The following is an 18,579-nucleotide window of genomic DNA, read 5'->3' as shown; positions in this document are numbered from 1 at the left end:
TTACTCCTGAATTAAAGTGTGTCCCGTCATGGCTTCGGGAACATCAAAGCCCAACAAGTCCAACATCGTTGGCGCAATGTCCGCCAAACCGCCTTCGTTCAAGCCCTTGGCACGGGCGGGCGGATTGACCAAAACAGCGGGGACTTTGAATAAGGTATGCGCCGTATGGGGATTGGCGCCTTCACACATTTTTTCGCAGTTGCCGTGATCCGCCGTAACCAACATGGTCCCGCCAGCGGCCACCACGGCGGCTTCCAGTCGGCCCAAGCATTTGTCCACGGCTTCGACAGCCTGCACTGCGGCATCCATCACACCAGTGTGGCCGACCATGTCGCCGTTGGCGTAGTTCACAACGATGAAGTCGTACGTCGAGCTCTCAATGGCTTCGATCAATTTGTCGGTGACTTCCGGTGCCGACATCTCCGGCTGGTGGTCGTAAGTCGGCACGTCCGGGGAGTTGACCAAGATGCGCGTTTCGCCGGGGAACGGTTCTTCGCGCCCGCCGTTGAAGAAGAACGTCACGTGGGCGTATTTTTCGGTCTCCGCGATGTGCAGCTGTTTCAAACTCGCCCCATCGATCACTTCACCCAAAATGTCGTTCAGTTCCACAGGCGGGAACAGAGCCTCAAAATACGCATTATGGGCGTCGGAGTATTCCACCATGCCCGTTTGCGCGGCGAATTGCAGATCGCGCGGACGCTCAAAGGCGTCAAAGGCGGGATCGGCGAGTGCAGCCAAAATTTCGCGGGCGCGGTCGGCACGGAAGTTCGCCATCAAGAGACCATCACCGTTTTGCATGCCGTCAAAATCGCCAATCACGTGCGGTTCGACAAATTCGTCCGTAATGTCGTTGTCATAAGACGCCTGAATGGCTTCCAACGTCGTCATGGCTTTTTCGCCTTCGCCCTCAGCCAAGCAACGATAGGCTTTTTCCACACGGTCCCACCTGTTGTCACGATCCATGGCCCAATAGCGTCCCGTCACGGTGGCGATGTTGATGCACGCCATGTGGCGGATATCGACTTCAAAGCGCGAGACCATGTCGTAAGCACTTTTGGGCGGCGTGTCGCGGCCATCCAAAAACGCGTGCACCTGAACCGGAATCCCGTGGGCGCAGATGATGCCCGCCAACGTACGCATGTGCCATTGGTGGGAATGCACGCCACCGGGCGACAAAAGCCCCATCAAATGGCAAACGCCACCTGTCGCTTTGAGCTTTTCAATGAAAGACAACAGGGCAGGATTTTTATCGAGCGAGCCGTCGTGGATCGCGGCATCAATGCGCGGCAAGTCTTGCAACACCACACGGCCCGAGCCCAACGTCATGTGACCGACCTCGGAATTGCCCATTTGACCGTCCGGCAAGCCAACGTCCAATCCCGATGCACTCAAGGCCGAGCTTGGGTTGCTGTCCACCAAACGGTCCCAATTGGGGGTCTCGCCCGTGCGGATGGCGTTGTTGAGCGATTCTTTACGCTCACCCCAGCCGTCCAGGATGCAAAGGACGACGGGTTTTTTGACGGTTGGCTCAGAGTTATCGGTCATGGTTATGTCTTCAAATTCGGTGTTGGGGAGGTTCTGTTTGTTCGTTAGTCACGGTGATACGGGTGGCCGGTCAAAATGGCGTTTGCCCGATAGAGCTGTTCGGCCAAAAGACCGCGAACCAGCATGTGCGGCCAGGTCATCTCTCCTAGAGATAGTTTCAAATTGGCGCGCTCCAAGACCGCTTTGTCCAATCCGTCGGCACCGCCGATCAAAAAGGCCACATCGCGCTGACCTTCGTCGCGCCACTGGCCCAGTTTTTTCGCGAAGGCCCGGCTGCCCAGTTGGCGACCGTGCTCGTCCATGGCGACCACCAAAGCCCCTTCGGGAACGGCGGCCAATAAAAGTTCACCTTCGCGCACCTTTAGCTTTGCGGGCGGCAGGTTGCGCTTTTCTTCAACCTCACGCACGTCCGGTGCGGGGTTCAAGCGGGCTGCGTAATGCTCCAAGAGCGTGCGCTCCACACCGGGCTTCATGCGGCCCACCGCAATGAGATGGGTGCGCATCTGGCTCAATCCTTAAACGCGGGGTTCCACATGAGCCATTTGTGACTGGCTCTTGACGTCCCACATCTTTTCGATGTTGTAGAAGTCACGGACCTCGGGTCGGAACAGGTGCACGATGACATCGCCGCCGTCAACCAGCACCCAATCGCATTGGGGCATGCCTTCGACGGCGACGGGCACGACACCCATCTTTTTGAGCTCTTCGCGCAGGTGTTCAGCCATGGCGCCCACGTGACGTTGAGACGTCCCAGAGGCGACCACGAGATAATCCGCGATTTCGCTTTTTCCAGAGAGATCGATCACGGTGATGTCTTTGGCTTTATCACCGTCAAGTGAGCGTTCCACCATATCGAGCATTTCAGCGCCCTTCGGCAGGTTTTTCTCAGTCTGAGGAATGGTTTGGTTCCTCCAAGTTGTTGTCCTATCAGCCTCTCAGAAATCCCTTAATATCTGCCTAAGGCCGATATTCGGGCGTCCCTGAAAGACGACGAATGCGAGTGGCCGATTGCGCGTTCAGCGGGGCTTTCAAAAAAACCCAAGCCGGAGGCGTTTTCAGGGCCAACCCATGGGCCTGTCGGGACGGAATTTGCGCGCGCGAAAAGCGCTTTGCCGCCCGTCCGTTCAGGGCCCTTAAAGAATACGGAGCACGCGGGAAAACCGCAATGGGCACCGTGCGGAAAATCCGCTGCCAGCCCTTCCATTTGGGGATTTGACGCAAATTATCGGCCCCGATTATCCACACAAATCGCAAATTAGGGTTTTGCTGCTGCAATGCGGCCAGTGTGTCCACCGTATAACGCGTTCCCAGGCGCGATTCGGCGTCCGTAACCCGGATTCGCGGCTCGGCTTGGGCCACGGCCTTTGCGGATTTCAGACGGCTGGACAACGAACCCATACCGTCCGTGCTTTTCAGCGGGTTTTGCGGGCTCACCAGCCACCAAAGCTGGTCCAACCCCAAACGGTCCAGCGCCATTTGCGAAATGTGCACGTGCCCCTCGTGGGCTGGATTGAACGAGCCCCCCAACAGACCAACGGTGCGTATCTCGCGTGTCATGATTTAAGACGCCATTCTAAGAGGGGCGCGTTTGCCCCGTTCCGATGACTTGGTATTTAAAGCTGGTGAGTTGCTCCACACCCACCGGACCGCGCGCGTGCATTTTATCGGTTGAGATGCCGATCTCCGCGCCCATGCCGAACTCGCCGCCGTCGGCAAACTGGGTGGAGGCATTGTGCATGACGATGGCACTGTCCACGGAGTTGAGAAACTTCTGCGCAATCCCTTTGTCTTCGGTGATGATGGCATCGGTATGGCCCGAGCTGTGCGCCGCGATGTGCGCCATGGCACCGTCCACACCGTCCACGGTTTTAATGGAGATGATGGAATCCAAATATTCCGTATCCCAGTCCTCTGCTTGGGCCGCTTTTACGCGTTCATCCGTGGCTTGAACGGCCGCGTCTCCGCGCACTTCGCATTCGGCGTCCAACAAGCTGTTGACCAAGTTCTGTAACACAAATTCACCCGCCGCTTTGTCCACCAACAAGGTTTCCGTCGCACCACAAATTCCGGTGCGGCGCATTTTGGCGTTGAGCACAACATCAATGGCTTTGTCCATATCCGCGCCGGCGTCCACGTACGTGTGGCAGATGCCTTCTAAGTGTTTGAACAAAGGCACCTTACTTTCGTTCATCACCCGTTCAATCAGAGATTTGCCACCACGCGGCACAATCACGTCGATGAGCCCCACCATGGTCAGCATCTCACCCACGGCGGCGCGGTCCGTAGTGGGAATGCGTTGGATGGCGTCTTCGGGCAGGCCTGCCGCTTTCAAACCATCCACCAAGCAGCTGTGGATCACACCCGATGAGCGGAAGCTTTCCGACCCACCGCGCAAGATTGAAGCGTTACCGGCCTTCAAGCACAAAGCCCCGGCGTCCGCAGTTACGTTGGGGCGGCTTTCGTAGATGACACCAATAACACCCAAGGGCACAGACACGCGGCGAATTTTCAAACCGTTGGGACGGTCCCATTCGCTCAGCACGCGGCCCACGGGATCGTCCAGACCCGCAATGTCTTCCAGACCTTTTGCCATGGCTTCGATGCGATCGTCGTTCAGGACCAAGCGATCGATCATAGAACCCGTCAGGCCTTTTTCTTTGGCGGCGGCAACGTCCAGTTCATTGGCTTCGATGATTTCGGCCTTACGCGCACGAATAGCTTTGGCCCCTTCTGTGAGCGCTTGGTTTTTGGCATCCGTCGTGGCTATGGCCAGGGCATGACCGGCAGCTTTTGCGGCCTCGCCCAAAGACTTCATCAAGTCGGGAATGAATTGTTCGCTCATCTTATTATTCCTTCACAACCATATCGTCGCGGTGGACCAGTTCGTCGCGACCGCGATAGCCCAAAATATCTTCGATTTCACCGGAGCGCTTGCCGATGATCTTCTTTGCATCTTCAGATGTATAGCTAGACAGCCCGCGCGCAAGCTCTTGGCCCTTCGTATCGACAATGGCGACCGCATCGCCTTTATCAAAAACACCCTCCACCGCCGTCACACCGATGGGCAGCAGGCTTTTTCCGGACTTCAACGCAGACAAAGCCCCAGCGTCCAAGACCAACTGGCCGTGGGCTTTCAGCGAACCCGCAATCCAGCGCTTGCGCGCTTTCGCAGGCGTCAAAGACGGTATGAACCACGTGGAGCGTGTGCCGTCTTCCAAGCGTTTCAAAGGGTGGTCCCCCTCGCCCAACGTAATCGCCATGGCGCAACCGTTTTGCAGGCAAATCTTGGCTGCCGCCAACTTGGTGACCATACCACCGGAACCCACATTGGTGGAGCTGCCGCCCGCCATGGCTTCGATGTCCGGCGTGATGGCCGCCACCGTGGGAATGTGTTGGGCCGCGCTGTCTTCGCTCGGGTTTGCAGTATAAAGGCCGTCAATGTCGGACAACAAAACCAAAGCGTCCGCAGACGCCATGGCCGCAACGCGGGCACCCAGCCGGTCGTTGTCGCCAAAGCGGATTTCGTCGGTGGCGACCGTGTCGTTTTCGTTAATCAGGGGGATCGCGCCCAAACGCAAAATCGCATCGAGCGTAGAGCGCGCATTGAGATAACGCCGACGATTTTCCGTGTCCTGCAACGTCACCAACATTTGCGACACAGTGATGTCGTGATGACCCAAGACGTCTTGATACGCATGCGCCAAGCGGATTTGCCCGGTGGCGGCGGCGGCTTGTTTTTCGTCTAACATAAGATCCCCGTCGGCAAGGCCCAAATAGCGCCGCCCGACGGCGATGGCGCCGGAAGACACAATGATAACGTCTTGCCCACGGTCTTTCATACGCGCGATGTCTTGGGCCAGAGCTTCGAGCCATTTGCGGTGCACGGTGCCGTGCGCCTCGTCCACCAACAGGGCCGAGCCGATTTTAATCACGACACGTTTTGCGCTGGTGAGAGGATTATCGCTCAAAGTTCGAACTCCTCGTCGATTTCGTAGTCCTCGTATTCGACAACCTCTTCTTCGGCCTCGCGGGCCTTGGCGACTTCGTCGAACAGAACGTTCATCAGATCGTCCACGCCCATTTGAGCAACACCCGAAATAACATGCACAGTTCTGCCGCTGGCTTTTTCCAAAACCGCTTTTTTCTCTTCGATCTCTTCGTCCAACAGCGCGTCGCATTTATTGAGCGCGAGAATCTCCGTCTTGTCTTGAAGCACATCGCCGTACTTATCCAGCTCTGTGCGCACCACGCGGTAATTTTCTGCGACGTCTTCGGCGGTTCCGTCGATCAGGTGCAGCAAAGCACCGCAACGTTCCACGTGACCCAAGAAGCGCGTGCCCAGGCCGTGGCCTTCACTTGCCCCTTCGATCAAACCGGGGATATCGGCGAGGACCAGTTCCCCGTCCAAGCGACGCACCAGCCCCAAGTTGGGGTGCAAGGTGGTGAAGGGATAGTCGGCGATTTTGGGTTTCGCACGCGAGACTGCGGAAATAAACGTCGACTTGCCTGCATTGGGCAGGCCGACCAGGCCGACGTCGGCGATAAGCTTCAGGCGTAACCAAATCCACATTTCTTCGCCCGCGCCACCGGGTATGGTTTTGCGCGGCGCACGGTTGGTGGACGTTTTGAAGCGCGCATTGCCCATGCCCTTTTCACCGCCTTCCAACAAGACGATGCGTTGGCCAATTTCCGTCAAATCGGCCAGTACGGTTTCTTTGTCTTCAGCCAGAATTTCGGTGCCTTGGGGGAGCTTCAAGACAATGTCGCTGCCCTTGGCCCCGGTGCGGTCGCGGCCCATGCCGTGGTTGCCGCGTCCGGCCTTGAAGTGTTGTTGGTAGCGATAATCGATCAGCGTGTTCAGGCCCTGGACGCACTCCACCACCACATCGCCGCCGCGCCCGCCGTCACCGCCGTCGGGCCCGCCAAATTCGATGTATTTCTCGCGGCGGAACGACATGCAACCATTGCCGCCGTCTCCGCTTTTGACAAATATCTTGGCTTCATCCAGGAACTTCATACGTCACATTACCTATTGGGCCCACAAAGAGGCCACAGAAAAAGGGGAACGGCCCGCGCCATTCCCCTTTTGGAATTTTGTTCGGGCTGTACGTCTATTTACGCAGCCGGGTCCACACCTACAACGGTGCGGCCTTTTTTCTCGGAGAAAGCCACTTTGCCTTCGACCAAGGAAAAGATCGTGTGGTCTTTGCCCATGCCGACGTTTTCACCCGGGTGGTACTTGGTGCCACGTTGACGGATGATGATGTTGCCAGGGATCACGGCTTCGCCGCCGAATTTTTTGACGCCGAGACGGCGACCCGCGGAATCGCGACCGTTACGGGAGCTACCACCTGCTTTTTTATGTGCCATCTGTGTTTACTCCTTAGTCTTCTTTTTTAGCTGCGGCTTTTTTGGCCGGAGCTTTTTTCGCGGCTGCTTTTTTAGCGGCGGCTTTTTTAGCCGGGGCTTTTTTTGCAGCGGGCTTGTCTTCAGCAGCAGCTTTTTTCGGTGCAGCTTTTTTTGCACCTGTGGCGCTGATGCCAGTGATTTTCACCAAGGTCAGTTCCTGACGGTGGCCGTTTTTGCGGCGGGAATTTTGGCGGCGGCGTTTCTTGAAGATCACCACTTTGTCGCCACGGGTCTGTTTCAAGACTTCTGCGGTGACTGCGGCTTTTTCGATCACGGGGGAACCCACGGTGGGGGCCTTGCCGTCTTCGCCAATCATCAGGACTTCGTCAAATTGTATCGTTTCGCCGGCTTCGCCTGCCAGCTTTTCAACGGTAAACACATCGTTTTCCGTGACGCGGTATTGCTTACCGCCGGTTTTGATCACTGCGAACATTGTATCGCTCTCTTCTTATCTGTTCCGCGTCCTGTGGCGCCAAGGCAAATACCCTGGACTTTTCAAAGGCTTAAAGCCGCCGCGAACTGCGCATTAAAAACGCCCTGAACCGCTAAAAGTGGCTCAGGAAGGCGGCAATATACCCCGAAACCCGCGTATGTCAACGGTTTATGGCGAATTTGGGCAACCGCAAATGCTTCCCAGACACCTTATATATATGTAGGCCAAAAAACCGCCTAGGCGGCCCAGGGACCGCTTGCCAGAGCGAAACGATTAAGTTAGTCTCCGCCCGCCCTGTACCACAGGATTTCTAAGACTGCGGAGAGATGCCGGAGTGGTCGAACGGGGCGGTCTCGAAAACCGTTGTGCGCGCGAGCGTACCCAGGGTTCGAATCCCTGTCTCTCCGCCATTTCAATGACTTAAGTCATTTTCGCTTTTTAATTCTATTATTTTCGTGCAAACTTCATGCAAATCATTCTTGCGTGAGGGAGCACTCATGGCGACGTCAAAACAGAACGGAAAAAAGAAACGAGAGAAATTGCCAAAGGGCATTTCTAGACTGCCGTCTGGTTCATACCGTGTCCAGATCAGTCACAAAGGTGATGATCCAATTCGCAAAACATTCGAATTTATCGGTCGCGATACGAAAGAGAACCGTGATCACGTTATCGCGAAAGCTGAAGCCTGGGCCATTCAAACCCGCCAAGCGCTGAAAGACGGAACCTTCACGGTCGCAGGCCCCGCAGACACAATAACCGTTCACATGGCGTTAGATCGCTATTTGCACGATGTGGTCAGCGCCAAAACATCTGCGACATCCCGAAAGAACGATACCAATCGCATTCAGTCCATGAATAAAGAGCCGTGGGCGGATAAAAAGCTTCTGGAATTGAAGCAAGCTGACATTGTCGCTTTTCGCGAAGCTCTCAAGTTACGAGGCTGGGAACGCTCGACCAAGCACGCTGTCAAACGGCTCGAAAAGGCGCTTGAGACAGCAGATGCCACCAAACGCCTGGACATAAAATCCCGTTTAAATGACATTAAAAAACTGCCCAAGATGAAAGAGCAACTCAAAACGACGAAAGATCACCGGAGCCGTGATGACATACTGTCCCAAATCAACACCATCGCCGGACGTGAGAAAATTTCCGAAGCGGCTCCAACCACCGTCAAAAACAAAATGACGCTTTTGTCGTCAGCCCTCAAATACGCCGGCGAAGGTGTCGAAGGTTTTGTAAACCCGGTGCCCGGAACGACCATGCCGCCGAGCCGCCCGGGACGTGAGCGCCGCTTGCAAATAACCGAAGACAATGATGAACAAAAATTGCTCTTAGGCGCGGCAAAGGAATCTTCGCTACCCCATCTCGAGCCACTAATCCGTATGGCAATATTCACCGCTCTCCGTCAAGGACGGTTGCTGGATTTGAAGTGGAGCTATATCCAAGACATTACGGTCGGTGGAAATGCCCATCAAATCATTTCCATTCCCAGATCCTTGCAAAGCCGGACCAAACGTGCGGGAACTATTCCGGTATTTCCAGAAATTGCCCAGATTCTATCGGAACTCAAAGAGCTGTCCCCCGGCCCGTACCTGTTCCCGATTTCAACGGACCAAGTCGAACACCATTTTCGTGTTGCCCGGGAAAAAGCTCAAATTGAAAATTTTACTTTTCACGACCTGCGCCACGAGGCGACAAGCCGTCTCTTTGAACGCGGCCTAGACGCCGTACAGGTTATGAGCATAACCGGTCACACAACTAATGAAATGCTGGACCGCTACACGCACTATCCTGCCGTCAAGGTGCTCGCCAGAATAAAAGACACAGAGGGCATGGCCGATGACATTGACGTCATAAAGACTGAGTTTGTCAGCTTGGTTTATCGCGCTTTCTCAGCCGGAATTCCTTATGAAGAGCTCCTGGACTTGTTCCCACGCGGCTATTCCACATAACACAGGAGGGCTGCTTCATGAGTATCTCCAGCGAAAATCGCTAATCACGACAGCCGCCCAGCAACCGGCAGAATGCTGGTCGAAGGCTTCAGCGAACTTCACCTTTCCGCGATCCTGTCCATGCTCATCAACGGTGTACGACAAGTCAGACGTCATGGGGGCCACCCAAGGACTAGATTGAAGGTAACACCTCAAACCTAACACGGGAAACAGCAGCCTTCCCGCAACTAGCTTCATGAATCTGCGTAACCGGATTTGCTAAAGATGCAATTGGCGTTTCATCATCAATGAATGGTCAGAACTACTTCAGATAAGCACATATCTACGCATGGCCATAAAAGGAAACGACGCGGTCCGTTGCATCGGTCATTATGATGCTGTTTCAGTGTTTCACTGAATAAGGCTGATCGTCACCGTTTGCTGCCAAGTTTGACCAGGTCGATATCCTGAGTAATCGCCATTGGAGATGGCCAATGGCTGTACAGTTTGTCCGTATCTGAGTCATAATCAGCCGCGGACCAACGCCCCTTGTTCGAGGCCAGGATCTGTGCATCGCAAACAGACTCGACTGTGTCCATGAGTTTGGGAGGGATGGTGACGCCCTGAACAGCTTGAACGATGCCTTTTTCATCCTGAAGAATATTTAAAAATTGGACATGCTCATGAGGGGCCCTTTGCGGCGTCCCCCAATGTTCCTTTTCATTTACGCATACGTTAAACGGAGCATCCAAAATCAGAGGAACGCCCCCGCTGAACTTCACAACAAACAATGCGTTGCTGACATTTTCCAGCGTGGCGATACCGGCACTCATGGGGCCGTTTCGAAACACCTGTTTTTCAGATGACATCAGTCCCGGCATTGAGACGATCATGGAGATCTGGTTTGAATCAATAATCAAAGATGCGCCTTCCGGGAGGGCGCCATATGGAGATGCTTGTCCAACAGTGACCATATACATACGGATATTCCTTTGCCTAGCCTCTGAGCAACATATGTAAAGATGAAGGAACCAATTCTAAATGCCTTCACGGACACAATAGTTGCTTATTTTTATTATCGTTCTTGATTGCGCCTTAGCTTGCTGAGGATTGCTTGTACGGACGATCCTCAATCAGTTCAGCGATTGCCGTCATTGCAAGTTCATGGGGCAATGGGAGGTCCGTAATCTGTTCTCCGAACATGAGGCGCATACGCACGGAGTTCGAGATGACAACCATGCAATTGTGCTTGTCCTGTTCCGTGAATACCCGGTTTAGCACGGGCGCAACACCGTCGATAAAATACTCCGCAGTTTCAAGGTATACCTGTTCGAAATATTCGTTTGTGCGTTCGTTATCTGACATCATTCATCTCCAAAATAATATTGCTAAGCCTGCGATTTCGCCGGACGCAACTGGGCTTTTCCATCCCCAGAACTAACGCCCGAGCACTTTTTAGCGTTTATCAAAATTTCTTGGCCGCCCGCGCTTGCGTCGAGCACATCCATATTCGATGTAATGATTGACATCATCACGGCGATAAACCGCATTTCGACCGCGCACGACGTAAGGCAACCGATCAGGAGAAACTCGACGCCAGCCTTCGTATGTGTTGATCGGGTACTCTTTCACCAATTGCATGCGCGTCAGGTATGCGCATCCGGTGCCGGTATTTTTCTGAGCTAAATTCAAAACCAAATCTCCGTTTGTTTTTTGTTCCTAATAAGAAGATTGGTTCGATTTTATGAAGTAGAAAAAATTTTCTTGTCTATGAAGTACATATTGTCATAATTTGCAGTAAAACTTTCACCAAGGTGTTGATATGTCAGAGCTAAAAAATCTCATTCGTAAGGCAAATTCCTTCCTCGAGATGCACCCTGTGCCTTGGGATGTGCATAATAATGAACTAAAAACCATCGCCATGGCCCTGCTTGTCGATCGCGGCCTAACCAACGATGTTAAAGACCATTCAGACCGTCATGGCATCCTCCATCTTGCAATCAGCCGTGACAGGGTTGAGAACACACTTGCCCAAGTGCATTCATGGTGGCGTTACACGCCTGATAAAGCAGATACAGTTGCAAAGGGTATTGGCTCAACGCTTCGTAAATGCGGATACAAGGATAGGTCCGCATCCACACAGCGAGTTGTCGGCGCATATGAGATCGAAACAAAAAAGGAAGCGGCGGTAATTGCTACTGCACTCGAAGTTCTATCTACGAAAAAGCAGTGCAATACGGGCTTGTTCAAAGGCTTGCTGAGTTGTTTATGCCTCTGGAATAAGGCCCAGGCATACGGAGCTGCAACCCCGGAAGACCTAAAACAACTGCGTAAAGATAAGGACCTCACCCAACAGCAAGCTGCAAAAATCCTGAAAATCACCCATCGGCAATATTGCAGACATGAAGCAGGGGAATCCCCTATTTCAGAGGAACGCTATAAGACGCTCAAAGACGTATCTCGCTTTCATATTTTAAAAGGCTAAGTACATTTCTGAATGGACATGGGCCACATCGCCGGGAATGCGCTAATGCATTTGACCTCTTCACCAGCCCCTAGAAAAAGACGTGCGGCCAGTCCTTGACCACAACGCCCATACCCCAGTAGCGAAGCGTATAAACCCAGAACAGCAATTGAGAGAATTCTGGCTCATCCGCATCGCTGGGTTTGCCGATGCGATACAGTGAGTTCGATTGTGTAACAACGGCGCTCCGGTCAGGAGCAATATACTTGACAGCGGACGTGGTGTAACAACCATCCGCAGAAAACCCGAGCACATGAGGCCCGTGAGTGCGATCCTTGATTGTCATTGTGACCAGATGCCATTCACTTATATCCAGACACTTGTCATTGGCCTCTGACGCAACCCTATTCCAGGTTTCTTCGTCGGCGACTTCGATTTGATCGGTATCCATCAAACCGAACAAAACACCGTATCTGTTGTCGTTCAATTTTCTGAAGCTGAGACCGCCTAGGTCTTCAAGGGTAAAAGTCTTTTCGGGCATGGATCTACTCCGTAAGTTTTAAATGGTTTGGGTTGAACACTGTAAAACGGGATGATTCCAGCACTCAGAACTGGGAAAAACTGCCAAAGGCAGATTTAAGGTGCTGGGAGAGAACGGGATATCAGCCGAAGCTCTCAGCTGAAGCCGCTGTCAGCGCCTGAAGGATTAATTCGCCTCACACGCGTGGGGTGCCCAGAACCCTGGCGCATCTGTCTCGGTAATATGTCCTGCAGAAATCAATGCATCTGTTGATTCATGAACAGCGTAAACAAGAGACACACCTCGACTGCGCTGCATCTCAGCAACGGCAAGCGCAGTGACGGCACGCAGAATTTCGGATCGTATGAGGGTTTCAGACATATGAGGTTTCCTTTTCAAAGACGTTGATAGATGGGGTGGGTTTCCGACCAAACCGGCAGGCCTCGACCTGCTCATCTGCGGTTTCGCGATGAAGCAAATGCTCAAGCCGTGCACGGTTTGCACTGGTCAGGTTTCCAAGTTGGACCTCGTCTTTTTTTGAACGGCATAGGAACCGACCGACCTGAGGAACGATGGCCCGTTTGTGGAGAAGAAACTGCGTCGGTCCTTTCACACCTCCACGTTCAATATCTTCAGGCGTTCTGAGAAAAACCTTCGGCCCGGGTTTCGGTTTCTGGACCGATGTTCCAAAGGCCACTTCAACGCGGTGGGCGCGAAAACTCCGTTGCGGATATACCCGCGTCACCAAACACGGACGGGACTTCGGTCCGGGCTCGCCTGGGGTTTCTTCCATCGGGAACCGACATACGACAATGTCACCTACGGATATGAGATGTTTGAATGTCATCTTTCTTCCTTCGCTTATTTTTGGGCGAGGGAGATCGCCTCCACCGCTCGCAGAACCGGGCGGTGGAGGCGACTGACGATGACCTTTTACTTCTCTTCTACTTCGTTCTCGCGCTGAGCTTCGCGGAGGCGCTGCTGTTGCTGGGCATGTTCCAATGCCTGATTTCGATCCGTCCTCGGATCGTCCGTGAGATCCCAGCCCTTCTCCTGGGCAAGGTTCTGGAGCACGTAGATCTTTTGATGGATCAACGATAGTCTGGCCTCATCCTCCAACACCTCAGCCAAATCAGATAGACTGGAGAATTCGTCCAGATGGTCATAGCGAGGCCGATTGAACATGGACCTGCGATACGCCGCGGCATCAAAATTGTCATTTTCTGCAGGTGCGCTGGTTGTCGTTTCGAGGATTGTTTGGACGCCTATGCGCTCAGGCTCACTTCGTTCACCAAAGACGCCTGAGACTTTCGCCACGAAGGTGGACCAAAGCTTCGACCAGGTTGCCTTAAACGGATCTATACTGGCCGGAGCCTGAGTTTTGGTGACGTACTTGAATTCTTGAAGATCAGCCTCAGTGGCCCAGTTCAGGGAGGCGCCGTCACGACCTTCCCGGCTGATTTGACGAACAAGATGTTCAAAGTCAGGTGCGAGTTCTCGTGGCACGAACAGGTCCACCTGTTTCTTATGGCGTGTCATCGCAACGTAAGCAGATTTCGCTGACCAGGAGAACTTGCTGTCATACAGACAATAGGATTGAGATACCGTTTTTCCTTGTCCGCGGTATACCGTCCCGGCATATCCATGGCCGAAGTTTTTATAGTCACAGGGATCGATGGCAACTTCGTCTCCGGCATCGGTCTGGACACGAATTTCATCGGGCGATGTCGAGATTACCCTTCCCATGAGGCCATTGATTATGGCGTCTTGTTTCTTGTTGTCGTAAAATTGCATCCGGTCACCGATACCCATGGAGATACGTCCGCGGTTCGTCAGGAACTCCTGAACGTCTCTGACCTGCCCTCGCTGTACCATCCGCCGATGAATCTCGGCGTTGACGGCATTGACCGTGACGTTGGTCGAGGCGTAGATGAACCGCACGGCATCCGGGATTTCATCGAGGTCCTGCTCGTACTTTTCGAGCAATGCGTCGAAAGCATTGTCGAGGGTATCGTCCCAGTGCACGTAGCCCTTGTCGTCGTAAGCGCGCACGGCATCACCAATCCGTCCTTCGGAGAAGGCGACAGATGCGGCCTTTTGCCAATCGGCTTCTTGCCGATTGATCTCGTTCATCAACGATGCACTGTGACGATCGGTCAATAGCGGCCACAGACCGCCACGGGAAACTGACGACAGCTGGCGATCGTCGCCGACCATCACCAACTTGGCCCCGCTTTGCGCCACTTCACGAAACAGCTTGAGCATGGTCACGGAATCCAACATCGCGCTTTCGTCGACGACAATCAGATTGTTCGCTGTCCAGCCCAGTTTTCCCTTTTCGGCCTTGAACAAGGCTGCATGGACCGTAAAGGCGTCACCAAAACCGTCCTTTTTCATATCCGCGGCGACGGTGTTGGTGGGCGCCAGACCGATCACACGGTAGCCGCAAGCTTCGTGGGCCTCACGGACAGCACTGAGCATGTAGCTCTTGCCTGCTCCGGCACGGCCCTGGGTGAACGTTATGCCATCACCACCAACATGACGCTGAAACGCCGCGATCTGCTCGGCGTTCATAGTCCGTGACGCTATGGCATTTTGGATTGCTTCTCCTGTGACGTCATAACGCTGAGAAGCAATGACGTCAGACAGCCGAAGCACCATGCGTTCTTGCTCCCGCACGTCTGTGCGGGTGTAGATCCGACGCGGCTCTGACGTCATAACGTCATAGAGTGGCACGACGTCACGATGCTGAAGGGCTTCGTCTGCACGACGTTCGGCATCCTCTGGCGTCATGCCAGCACGGCGCAACAGATAGCGCAGATCCAGAACGCTGAAGGTGGCTTGGTGCTCCAGCGCCACCTCGATCAAAGCGTCAGGATCGCATAGACGCCTTAGCGTCTCTTCGCGAATGGCGTCGGCTTCATCACGGCCGGTTTCGGTCCGGTATGCTTTGCCAGTCTGTCGACGCTCGAAGAAGTTGGCTTTAACGATGCGCAACTCGTGACCACGGGCGCCGTACCATTCGTTTTGATGGTTCACCCATGTATCTGTCCAATCGTCACCATCTGTCACACGGCCATTGGCAAAGCCTGGGTTGAGATGGCGGGCTTTTTTCTTGCTAAAGCCCTCAGGGCCAACAGTTCGGGTGGAAATAGTGAGATGTCCATGGGGCATATATACGTACACGCGCCCGTCCGGCAGGCGCAGGACATGTTCCTTATTACACGGTGGTTTTGCCGGGATTTCATCGACGTAAAATACTTGGGTATTTGGATGCAGGCGAAGCTCGTTCTCGAACTTTTGTCGGTCATCGTCATTGCTATCTGGAAGCAAGGCAGATCCATACGGATGAACATCGATTTGCACGACTAGGTCATGGTCGACGAATTTCTGTTTGCAGAACGCCTTTAGGCATTCCACTTGCTCCCACAGTGGAATGCCTGCCACACGGTCAAAATGGACTGTGCCGGCCTTTGCCAGTTGCGCACCCTTGCGGAACTTCCCGGTGGACGCGGCGATTTCAGCACGCTCACATTCTGTCCAGATGATTTCCGGATTCTCTTGCCAGAAATCCGGAGCGTTTGGCGGGACCAGAAGCACACTTTCGTACAGCTCGCCTCGCTTGGCGCGAAAGTCGAAAGTGTGCTTCTTGTGGCCCAATGCTTTTAAGACAGCGTCGTGCAATCGAGACCGCATGGTATAGGCGATGACACCCACAACGCTGGAATGTTCGCGGTCATCGACGCCTAAGATTCTGAGATTAAAGTATGTGCTCATTTCATTTCCTCCTGATGGAGGAGATTGAAGTGAGAACTTGTTTTGCCTACCCCGCGGGAGCGAACACACGAATTTGACCCCGACAAATTTGTATAGTGTTGCAGACATTCCCATACAGGCATGCCACGGCTGCTTCGCGCCGATGCTTTTCCATCACAATGCAATGGCTGCGGATCACCTCCGATACGCAAAAAAACTTCACGACGGGCCTAGGAAATTTCTACGCCACGTCAATTTCCTTTCATGAGGGACAACTCATCAAAGGAGAGCACCATGGGGAAATCGCAGAATGAATTAGAGAAAATTATTGCCGAAGCAGACAAGGCGATTGCCTCGGCGGAAGAGGCACGGGGAAAAAAGCGTGATGCCGAACAGGAACTAAAGAAACACCACCAGCGGACACACCTTGATCGGTTGTACGGCATTGGCCGCGTTGTTTATGAAATCGGTCTGGATAGCCTAGAAGATACCGTTATTGCCGGGATACTGCTCCGTGGGGCAGAAACCATGCAGAAGGATCAGAGCCGAACGGCAGCATTCCAGAGAAATGGTGAATCCGCTTTGGCTAAAGCGCGAAAACCCGTACCCTTGGAAGTCCTGATCCCAGATCGTCCCGGCCGCTCCATTTCTGCGATCCTGCGAGAAGCCGGTCTCAAGAAATCCAAAGACATCACCCGGGACGGCAAGCGCTGGACCCGGTATCAGGGCAACGCGATCAAGACGTACTTGGAGCGGCGCCTGACCGGTACCGACATCATCATTCAAGTCGTGACGTCATGACGTCTGAAGACCTCCCTCCACGCAGCCGCAGTGCTATTACGTCATGGCATTCCGGCTGCGTTGTGCTCTGACCCTCGGGCTTCATGACGTCACAGCGCGGCGTCTCTCTGACGCTCTGTTGGTGGGGCATTTGAATTCCATGGGGCTATGGCCATACATCAGCCTTAAGTCAAAGCGTCACGGCCTTAAGACCTGCTGTCGTTGTGACCATCGAACGCTAGGATGTCATGACGCCGAAGATATAAAAATGCGCGGATCTACATTTTTTTTTGGGTCATGCCCTTGGGAAGTCATAGAGCTTGGCCATACATGGAATTATTGAAAAACTTTTTTAAGGATCAATTATGACTAGACTCATTATGACACACGCGCAGAAGGGCGGAAGCGGCAAAACCACAATGTCCGCGAACCTTTATACCTGTGCCGTTTACGACGGCATTTCATCGGCAATCTTTGACCTGGATCCGCAGAGCAGCATTATTCGCCGCTTCGAAAAGCGCGATAACACTGTTGCTGATCTACTGTTTGGCGACGTGCCCCGTTCCATGGCCATCTCGGATGTGGTGCGCAGCGTCAAGAACACGAACAAGGATCTGGTTTTCCTCGATACAGAACCGCGCAGTAGCGAGCGCTATCAAGAACTGGCAGGGCACTCCGACCTGATCGTGGTGCCAATCCGTCCTACGGTTCTCGATCTCGAAGCCGCGGGTGACACATACACAATTCTCAAGAACGCGGATGCTCTGGAGCGAACGGTGTTCGTGATTTCCCAAGCGCCGGCAAAACGCGGCATGGCGGAAAATCCCGATACGCTCGAGGCGCTCGAAATCCTCCGCCGCTACGGCCTCACTGTGGCCCCTACCATCATCCGCAACCGCCGGGACTACAGCCGGTCTCTAAACGATGGTTATGGGGTTCTCGAAGCAGCCCCCAAAAGCAAGGCTGCGGATGAAATTCGCAACCTATGGAACTTCATTAAAGAAAGGATTTGAACAATGGCAAAAATGAACCTGGATGCCTTCGACCACCCCGTTGAACCGGAAGTTACAGAACCCACTGTCGCTGAGCAGAAAAACGTGGAAAAGGTCGAGCAGGAGCAAGTTGCAGATATCATACCCGATGAGACGACTGCGGCGGCTCCACAGCAATTGCCTGCAAAGCAGATGCACAAGACCAGCCTTTACATCCCCATGGGGCAATACAAGACCCTTGAGATGCGTGCTTCTCAACAGTCCTACACTGTCGATGATCAAGGCAGTTGTCGCGGAAAGGTCAGGGCCAACGATTTGGTGCTTGAGGCCGTCGAACGATATCTCAGGGAAGCTGAGACTCTATAGCCGTAGAAAGAGGGTTTATGGCAGCGACATTAGCGTGGTCTCTGACCGCACTCCCATGTATGGAGAACAAAGCTGTTCATTCTGGTGTTGTTGGGCGTATGCCCTCCTAAATCCCTCCCCCAATCCTGCACATGGTGCTTTTTAAGGTTTTTCTGAGTTTTCAAAGTGTTTCTATAAGTTTCAGGGATGCAAAAATGTGTTCTAAAACAATGCATTACAACAATACGGAAAAACATTTTGCAAGTCTACGAAAACAACTCGGCACCCCGAAAACACAAATGCCACCCCGGGAATGATCCAAAATTTTAGGGATGCCCCACAATTGAAACGGCCAAAAAAAACATACTGTTTTTTTTCAACGGCAATGCGGCCCAATAACGATA

Annotated in this window: 20 protein-coding genes, 1 tRNA gene and 1 pseudogene; 6 read left to right on the top strand and 16 right to left on the bottom strand. The window is 53.5% G+C overall.

The window, feature by feature from the left end:
- The 9 genes and pseudogenes from gpmI to rplU all read right to left on the bottom strand — a co-directional run.
- The gene (gene gpmI / locus V5T82_RS15440; RefSeq protein WP_332896562.1) at window positions 1-1,545 is read right to left on the bottom strand and encodes a 2,3-bisphosphoglycerate-independent phosphoglycerate mutase; all 1,545 of its coding nucleotides are present in this window, start codon (window positions 1,543-1,545) and stop codon (window positions 1-3) included.
- A 44-nt stretch (window positions 1,546-1,589) separates the two neighbouring features.
- Window positions 1,590-2,048 (bottom strand): 23S rRNA (pseudouridine(1915)-N(3))-methyltransferase RlmH, encoded by a 459-nt coding sequence (rlmH, locus tag V5T82_RS15435; RefSeq protein WP_332896561.1) that lies wholly within the window; start codon window positions 2,046-2,048, stop codon window positions 1,590-1,592.
- A gap of 12 nt (window positions 2,049-2,060) precedes the next feature.
- Window positions 2,061-2,405: a ribosome silencing factor gene (gene rsfS, locus V5T82_RS15430; protein ID WP_332896560.1), complete on the bottom strand. Its 345-nt coding sequence runs from the start codon at window positions 2,403-2,405 to the stop codon at window positions 2,061-2,063.
- A gap of 97 nt (window positions 2,406-2,502) precedes the next feature.
- Window positions 2,503-3,102, bottom strand: a complete 600-nt coding sequence (locus tag V5T82_RS15425; RefSeq protein WP_332896559.1) for a nicotinate-nucleotide adenylyltransferase — start codon at window positions 3,100-3,102, stop codon at window positions 2,503-2,505.
- A gap of 16 nt (window positions 3,103-3,118) precedes the next feature.
- A complete protein-coding gene (locus V5T82_RS15420) occupies window positions 3,119-4,387 on the bottom strand; it encodes a glutamate-5-semialdehyde dehydrogenase (protein ID WP_332896558.1) in 1,269 nt (422 codons plus the stop codon).
- Window positions 4,388-4,391: 4 nt separating this feature from the next.
- On the bottom strand, window positions 4,392-5,513 hold the full coding sequence (gene proB / locus V5T82_RS15415; protein WP_332896557.1) for a glutamate 5-kinase: 1,122 nt from the start codon (window positions 5,511-5,513) through the stop codon (window positions 4,392-4,394).
- The gene (gene obgE, locus V5T82_RS15410) at window positions 5,510-6,562 is read right to left on the bottom strand and encodes a GTPase ObgE (protein WP_332896556.1); all 1,053 of its coding nucleotides are present in this window, start codon (window positions 6,560-6,562) and stop codon (window positions 5,510-5,512) included. Before obgE ends, proB begins: the two co-directional genes overlap by 4 nt.
- A 98-nt stretch (window positions 6,563-6,660) precedes the next feature.
- Complete coding sequence (gene rpmA / locus V5T82_RS15405) at window positions 6,661-6,915, bottom strand: 50S ribosomal protein L27 (RefSeq protein WP_332896555.1); 255 nt, start codon at window positions 6,913-6,915, stop codon at window positions 6,661-6,663.
- Between the two features lie 160 nt (window positions 6,916-7,075).
- Window positions 7,076-7,387: pseudogene (rplU, locus tag V5T82_RS15400) on the bottom strand (50S ribosomal protein L21); the annotation flags it as partial.
- Window positions 7,388-7,707: 320 nt separating this feature from the next.
- Here rplU and V5T82_RS15395 point away from each other — a divergent pair.
- Together V5T82_RS15395 and V5T82_RS15390 are read left to right on the top strand one after the other, a co-directional pair.
- Window positions 7,708-7,797, top strand: a tRNA-Ser gene (locus V5T82_RS15395).
- An 87-nt stretch (window positions 7,798-7,884) separates the two neighbouring features.
- Window positions 7,885-9,339 carry a site-specific integrase gene (locus V5T82_RS15390; RefSeq protein ID WP_332896553.1) on the top strand — a complete coding sequence of 485 codons (1,455 nt, stop codon included), beginning with the start codon at window positions 7,885-7,887 and terminating at the stop codon, window positions 9,337-9,339.
- Window positions 9,340-9,749: 410 nt separating this feature from the next.
- On the opposite strand, the gene V5T82_RS15385 is transcribed toward V5T82_RS15390, so the two are convergent.
- The 3 genes from V5T82_RS15385 to V5T82_RS15375 form a co-directional block, all read right to left on the bottom strand.
- Complete coding sequence (locus tag V5T82_RS15385) at window positions 9,750-10,298, bottom strand: hypothetical protein (protein ID WP_332896552.1); 549 nt, start codon at window positions 10,296-10,298, stop codon at window positions 9,750-9,752.
- A 115-nt stretch (window positions 10,299-10,413) separates the two neighbouring features.
- Window positions 10,414-10,683 carry a hypothetical protein gene (locus V5T82_RS15380; protein WP_332896551.1) on the bottom strand — a complete coding sequence of 90 codons (270 nt, stop codon included), beginning with the start codon at window positions 10,681-10,683 and terminating at the stop codon, window positions 10,414-10,416.
- Between the two features lie 90 nt (window positions 10,684-10,773).
- Window positions 10,774-11,010: a hypothetical protein gene (locus V5T82_RS15375; RefSeq protein WP_332896550.1), complete on the bottom strand. Its 237-nt coding sequence runs from the start codon at window positions 11,008-11,010 to the stop codon at window positions 10,774-10,776.
- A 130-nt stretch (window positions 11,011-11,140) separates the two neighbouring features.
- Between V5T82_RS15375 and V5T82_RS15370 the strand changes: the two genes are divergently transcribed.
- Complete coding sequence (locus tag V5T82_RS15370) at window positions 11,141-11,803, top strand: hypothetical protein (RefSeq protein ID WP_332896549.1); 663 nt, start codon at window positions 11,141-11,143, stop codon at window positions 11,801-11,803.
- A gap of 70 nt (window positions 11,804-11,873) precedes the next feature.
- Here V5T82_RS15370 and V5T82_RS15365 read toward each other — a convergent pair whose 3' ends face one another.
- The 4 genes from V5T82_RS15365 to V5T82_RS15350 form a co-directional block, all read right to left on the bottom strand.
- Window positions 11,874-12,323 (bottom strand): hypothetical protein, encoded by a 450-nt coding sequence (locus V5T82_RS15365; RefSeq protein ID WP_332896548.1) that lies wholly within the window; start codon window positions 12,321-12,323, stop codon window positions 11,874-11,876.
- A gap of 165 nt (window positions 12,324-12,488) precedes the next feature.
- Window positions 12,489-12,683 (bottom strand): hypothetical protein, encoded by a 195-nt coding sequence (locus tag V5T82_RS15360; protein ID WP_332896547.1) that lies wholly within the window; start codon window positions 12,681-12,683, stop codon window positions 12,489-12,491.
- Window positions 12,676-13,149 (bottom strand): hypothetical protein, encoded by a 474-nt coding sequence (locus tag V5T82_RS15355; protein WP_332896546.1) that lies wholly within the window; start codon window positions 13,147-13,149, stop codon window positions 12,676-12,678. The genes V5T82_RS15360 and V5T82_RS15355 overlap by 8 nt, the downstream gene beginning before the upstream one ends.
- Before the next feature lie 86 nt (window positions 13,150-13,235).
- A complete protein-coding gene (locus V5T82_RS15350; RefSeq protein WP_332896545.1) occupies window positions 13,236-16,079 on the bottom strand; it encodes an AAA family ATPase in 2,844 nt (947 codons plus the stop codon).
- Between the two features lie 273 nt (window positions 16,080-16,352).
- Between V5T82_RS15350 and V5T82_RS15345 the strand changes: the two genes are divergently transcribed.
- The 3 genes from V5T82_RS15345 (at window position 16,353) to V5T82_RS15335 (ending at window position 18,196) form a co-directional block, all read left to right on the top strand.
- On the top strand, window positions 16,353-16,859 hold the full coding sequence (locus V5T82_RS15345; RefSeq protein ID WP_332896544.1) for a hypothetical protein: 507 nt from the start codon (window positions 16,353-16,355) through the stop codon (window positions 16,857-16,859).
- Window positions 16,860-17,203: 344 nt separating this feature from the next.
- Window positions 17,204-17,851, top strand: a complete 648-nt coding sequence (locus V5T82_RS15340; protein ID WP_332896543.1) for a nucleotide-binding protein — start codon at window positions 17,204-17,206, stop codon at window positions 17,849-17,851.
- A 3-nt stretch (window positions 17,852-17,854) separates the two neighbouring features.
- A complete protein-coding gene (locus V5T82_RS15335; protein WP_332896542.1) occupies window positions 17,855-18,196 on the top strand; it encodes a hypothetical protein in 342 nt (113 codons plus the stop codon).
- Window positions 18,197-18,579: the final 383 nt, after the last annotated feature.

This window comes from Magnetovibrio sp. PR-2, assembly GCF_036689815.1.
Classification (GTDB): Bacteria; Pseudomonadota; Alphaproteobacteria; order Rhodospirillales; family Magnetovibrionaceae; genus Magnetovibrio.
Note: the sequence above shows the minus strand (reverse complement) of the source record. Positions and strands in the feature narration are given on the sequence as shown.

Bases quoted from the DNA above. Each gene is read 5' to 3' on its own strand.
- gpmI (WP_332896562.1), bottom strand. From the start codon at position 1,545: ATGACCGATAACTCTGAGCCAACCGTCAAAAAACCCGTCGTCCTTTGC.
- rlmH (WP_332896561.1), bottom strand. From the start codon at position 2,048: ATGCGCACCCATCTCATTGCGGTGGGCCGCATGAAGCCCGGTGTGGAG.
- rsfS (WP_332896560.1), bottom strand. From the start codon at position 2,405: ATGCTCGATATGGTGGAACGCTCACTTGACGGTGATAAAGCCAAAGAC.
- V5T82_RS15425 (WP_332896559.1), bottom strand. From the start codon at position 3,102: ATGACACGCGAGATACGCACCGTTGGTCTGTTGGGGGGCTCGTTCAAT.
- V5T82_RS15420 (WP_332896558.1), bottom strand. From the start codon at position 4,387: ATGAGCGAACAATTCATTCCCGACTTGATGAAGTCTTTGGGCGAGGCC.
- obgE (WP_332896556.1), bottom strand. From the start codon at position 6,562: ATGAAGTTCCTGGATGAAGCCAAGATATTTGTCAAAAGCGGAGACGGC.
- rpmA (WP_332896555.1), bottom strand. From the start codon at position 6,915: ATGGCACATAAAAAAGCAGGTGGTAGCTCCCGTAACGGTCGCGATTCC.
- V5T82_RS15390 (WP_332896553.1), top strand. From the start codon at position 7,885: ATGGCGACGTCAAAACAGAACGGAAAAAAGAAACGAGAGAAATTGCCA.
- V5T82_RS15385 (WP_332896552.1), bottom strand. From the start codon at position 10,298: ATGTATATGGTCACTGTTGGACAAGCATCTCCATATGGCGCCCTCCCG.
- V5T82_RS15380 (WP_332896551.1), bottom strand. From the start codon at position 10,683: ATGTCAGATAACGAACGCACAAACGAATATTTCGAACAGGTATACCTT.
- V5T82_RS15370 (WP_332896549.1), top strand. From the start codon at position 11,141: ATGTCAGAGCTAAAAAATCTCATTCGTAAGGCAAATTCCTTCCTCGAG.
- V5T82_RS15365 (WP_332896548.1), bottom strand. From the start codon at position 12,323: ATGCCCGAAAAGACTTTTACCCTTGAAGACCTAGGCGGTCTCAGCTTC.
- V5T82_RS15360 (WP_332896547.1), bottom strand. From the start codon at position 12,683: ATGTCTGAAACCCTCATACGATCCGAAATTCTGCGTGCCGTCACTGCG.
- V5T82_RS15355 (WP_332896546.1), bottom strand. From the start codon at position 13,149: ATGACATTCAAACATCTCATATCCGTAGGTGACATTGTCGTATGTCGG.
- V5T82_RS15350 (WP_332896545.1), bottom strand. From the start codon at position 16,079: ATGAGCACATACTTTAATCTCAGAATCTTAGGCGTCGATGACCGCGAA.
- V5T82_RS15345 (WP_332896544.1), top strand. From the start codon at position 16,353: ATGGGGAAATCGCAGAATGAATTAGAGAAAATTATTGCCGAAGCAGAC.
- V5T82_RS15340 (WP_332896543.1), top strand. From the start codon at position 17,204: ATGACTAGACTCATTATGACACACGCGCAGAAGGGCGGAAGCGGCAAA.
- V5T82_RS15335 (WP_332896542.1), top strand. From the start codon at position 17,855: ATGGCAAAAATGAACCTGGATGCCTTCGACCACCCCGTTGAACCGGAA.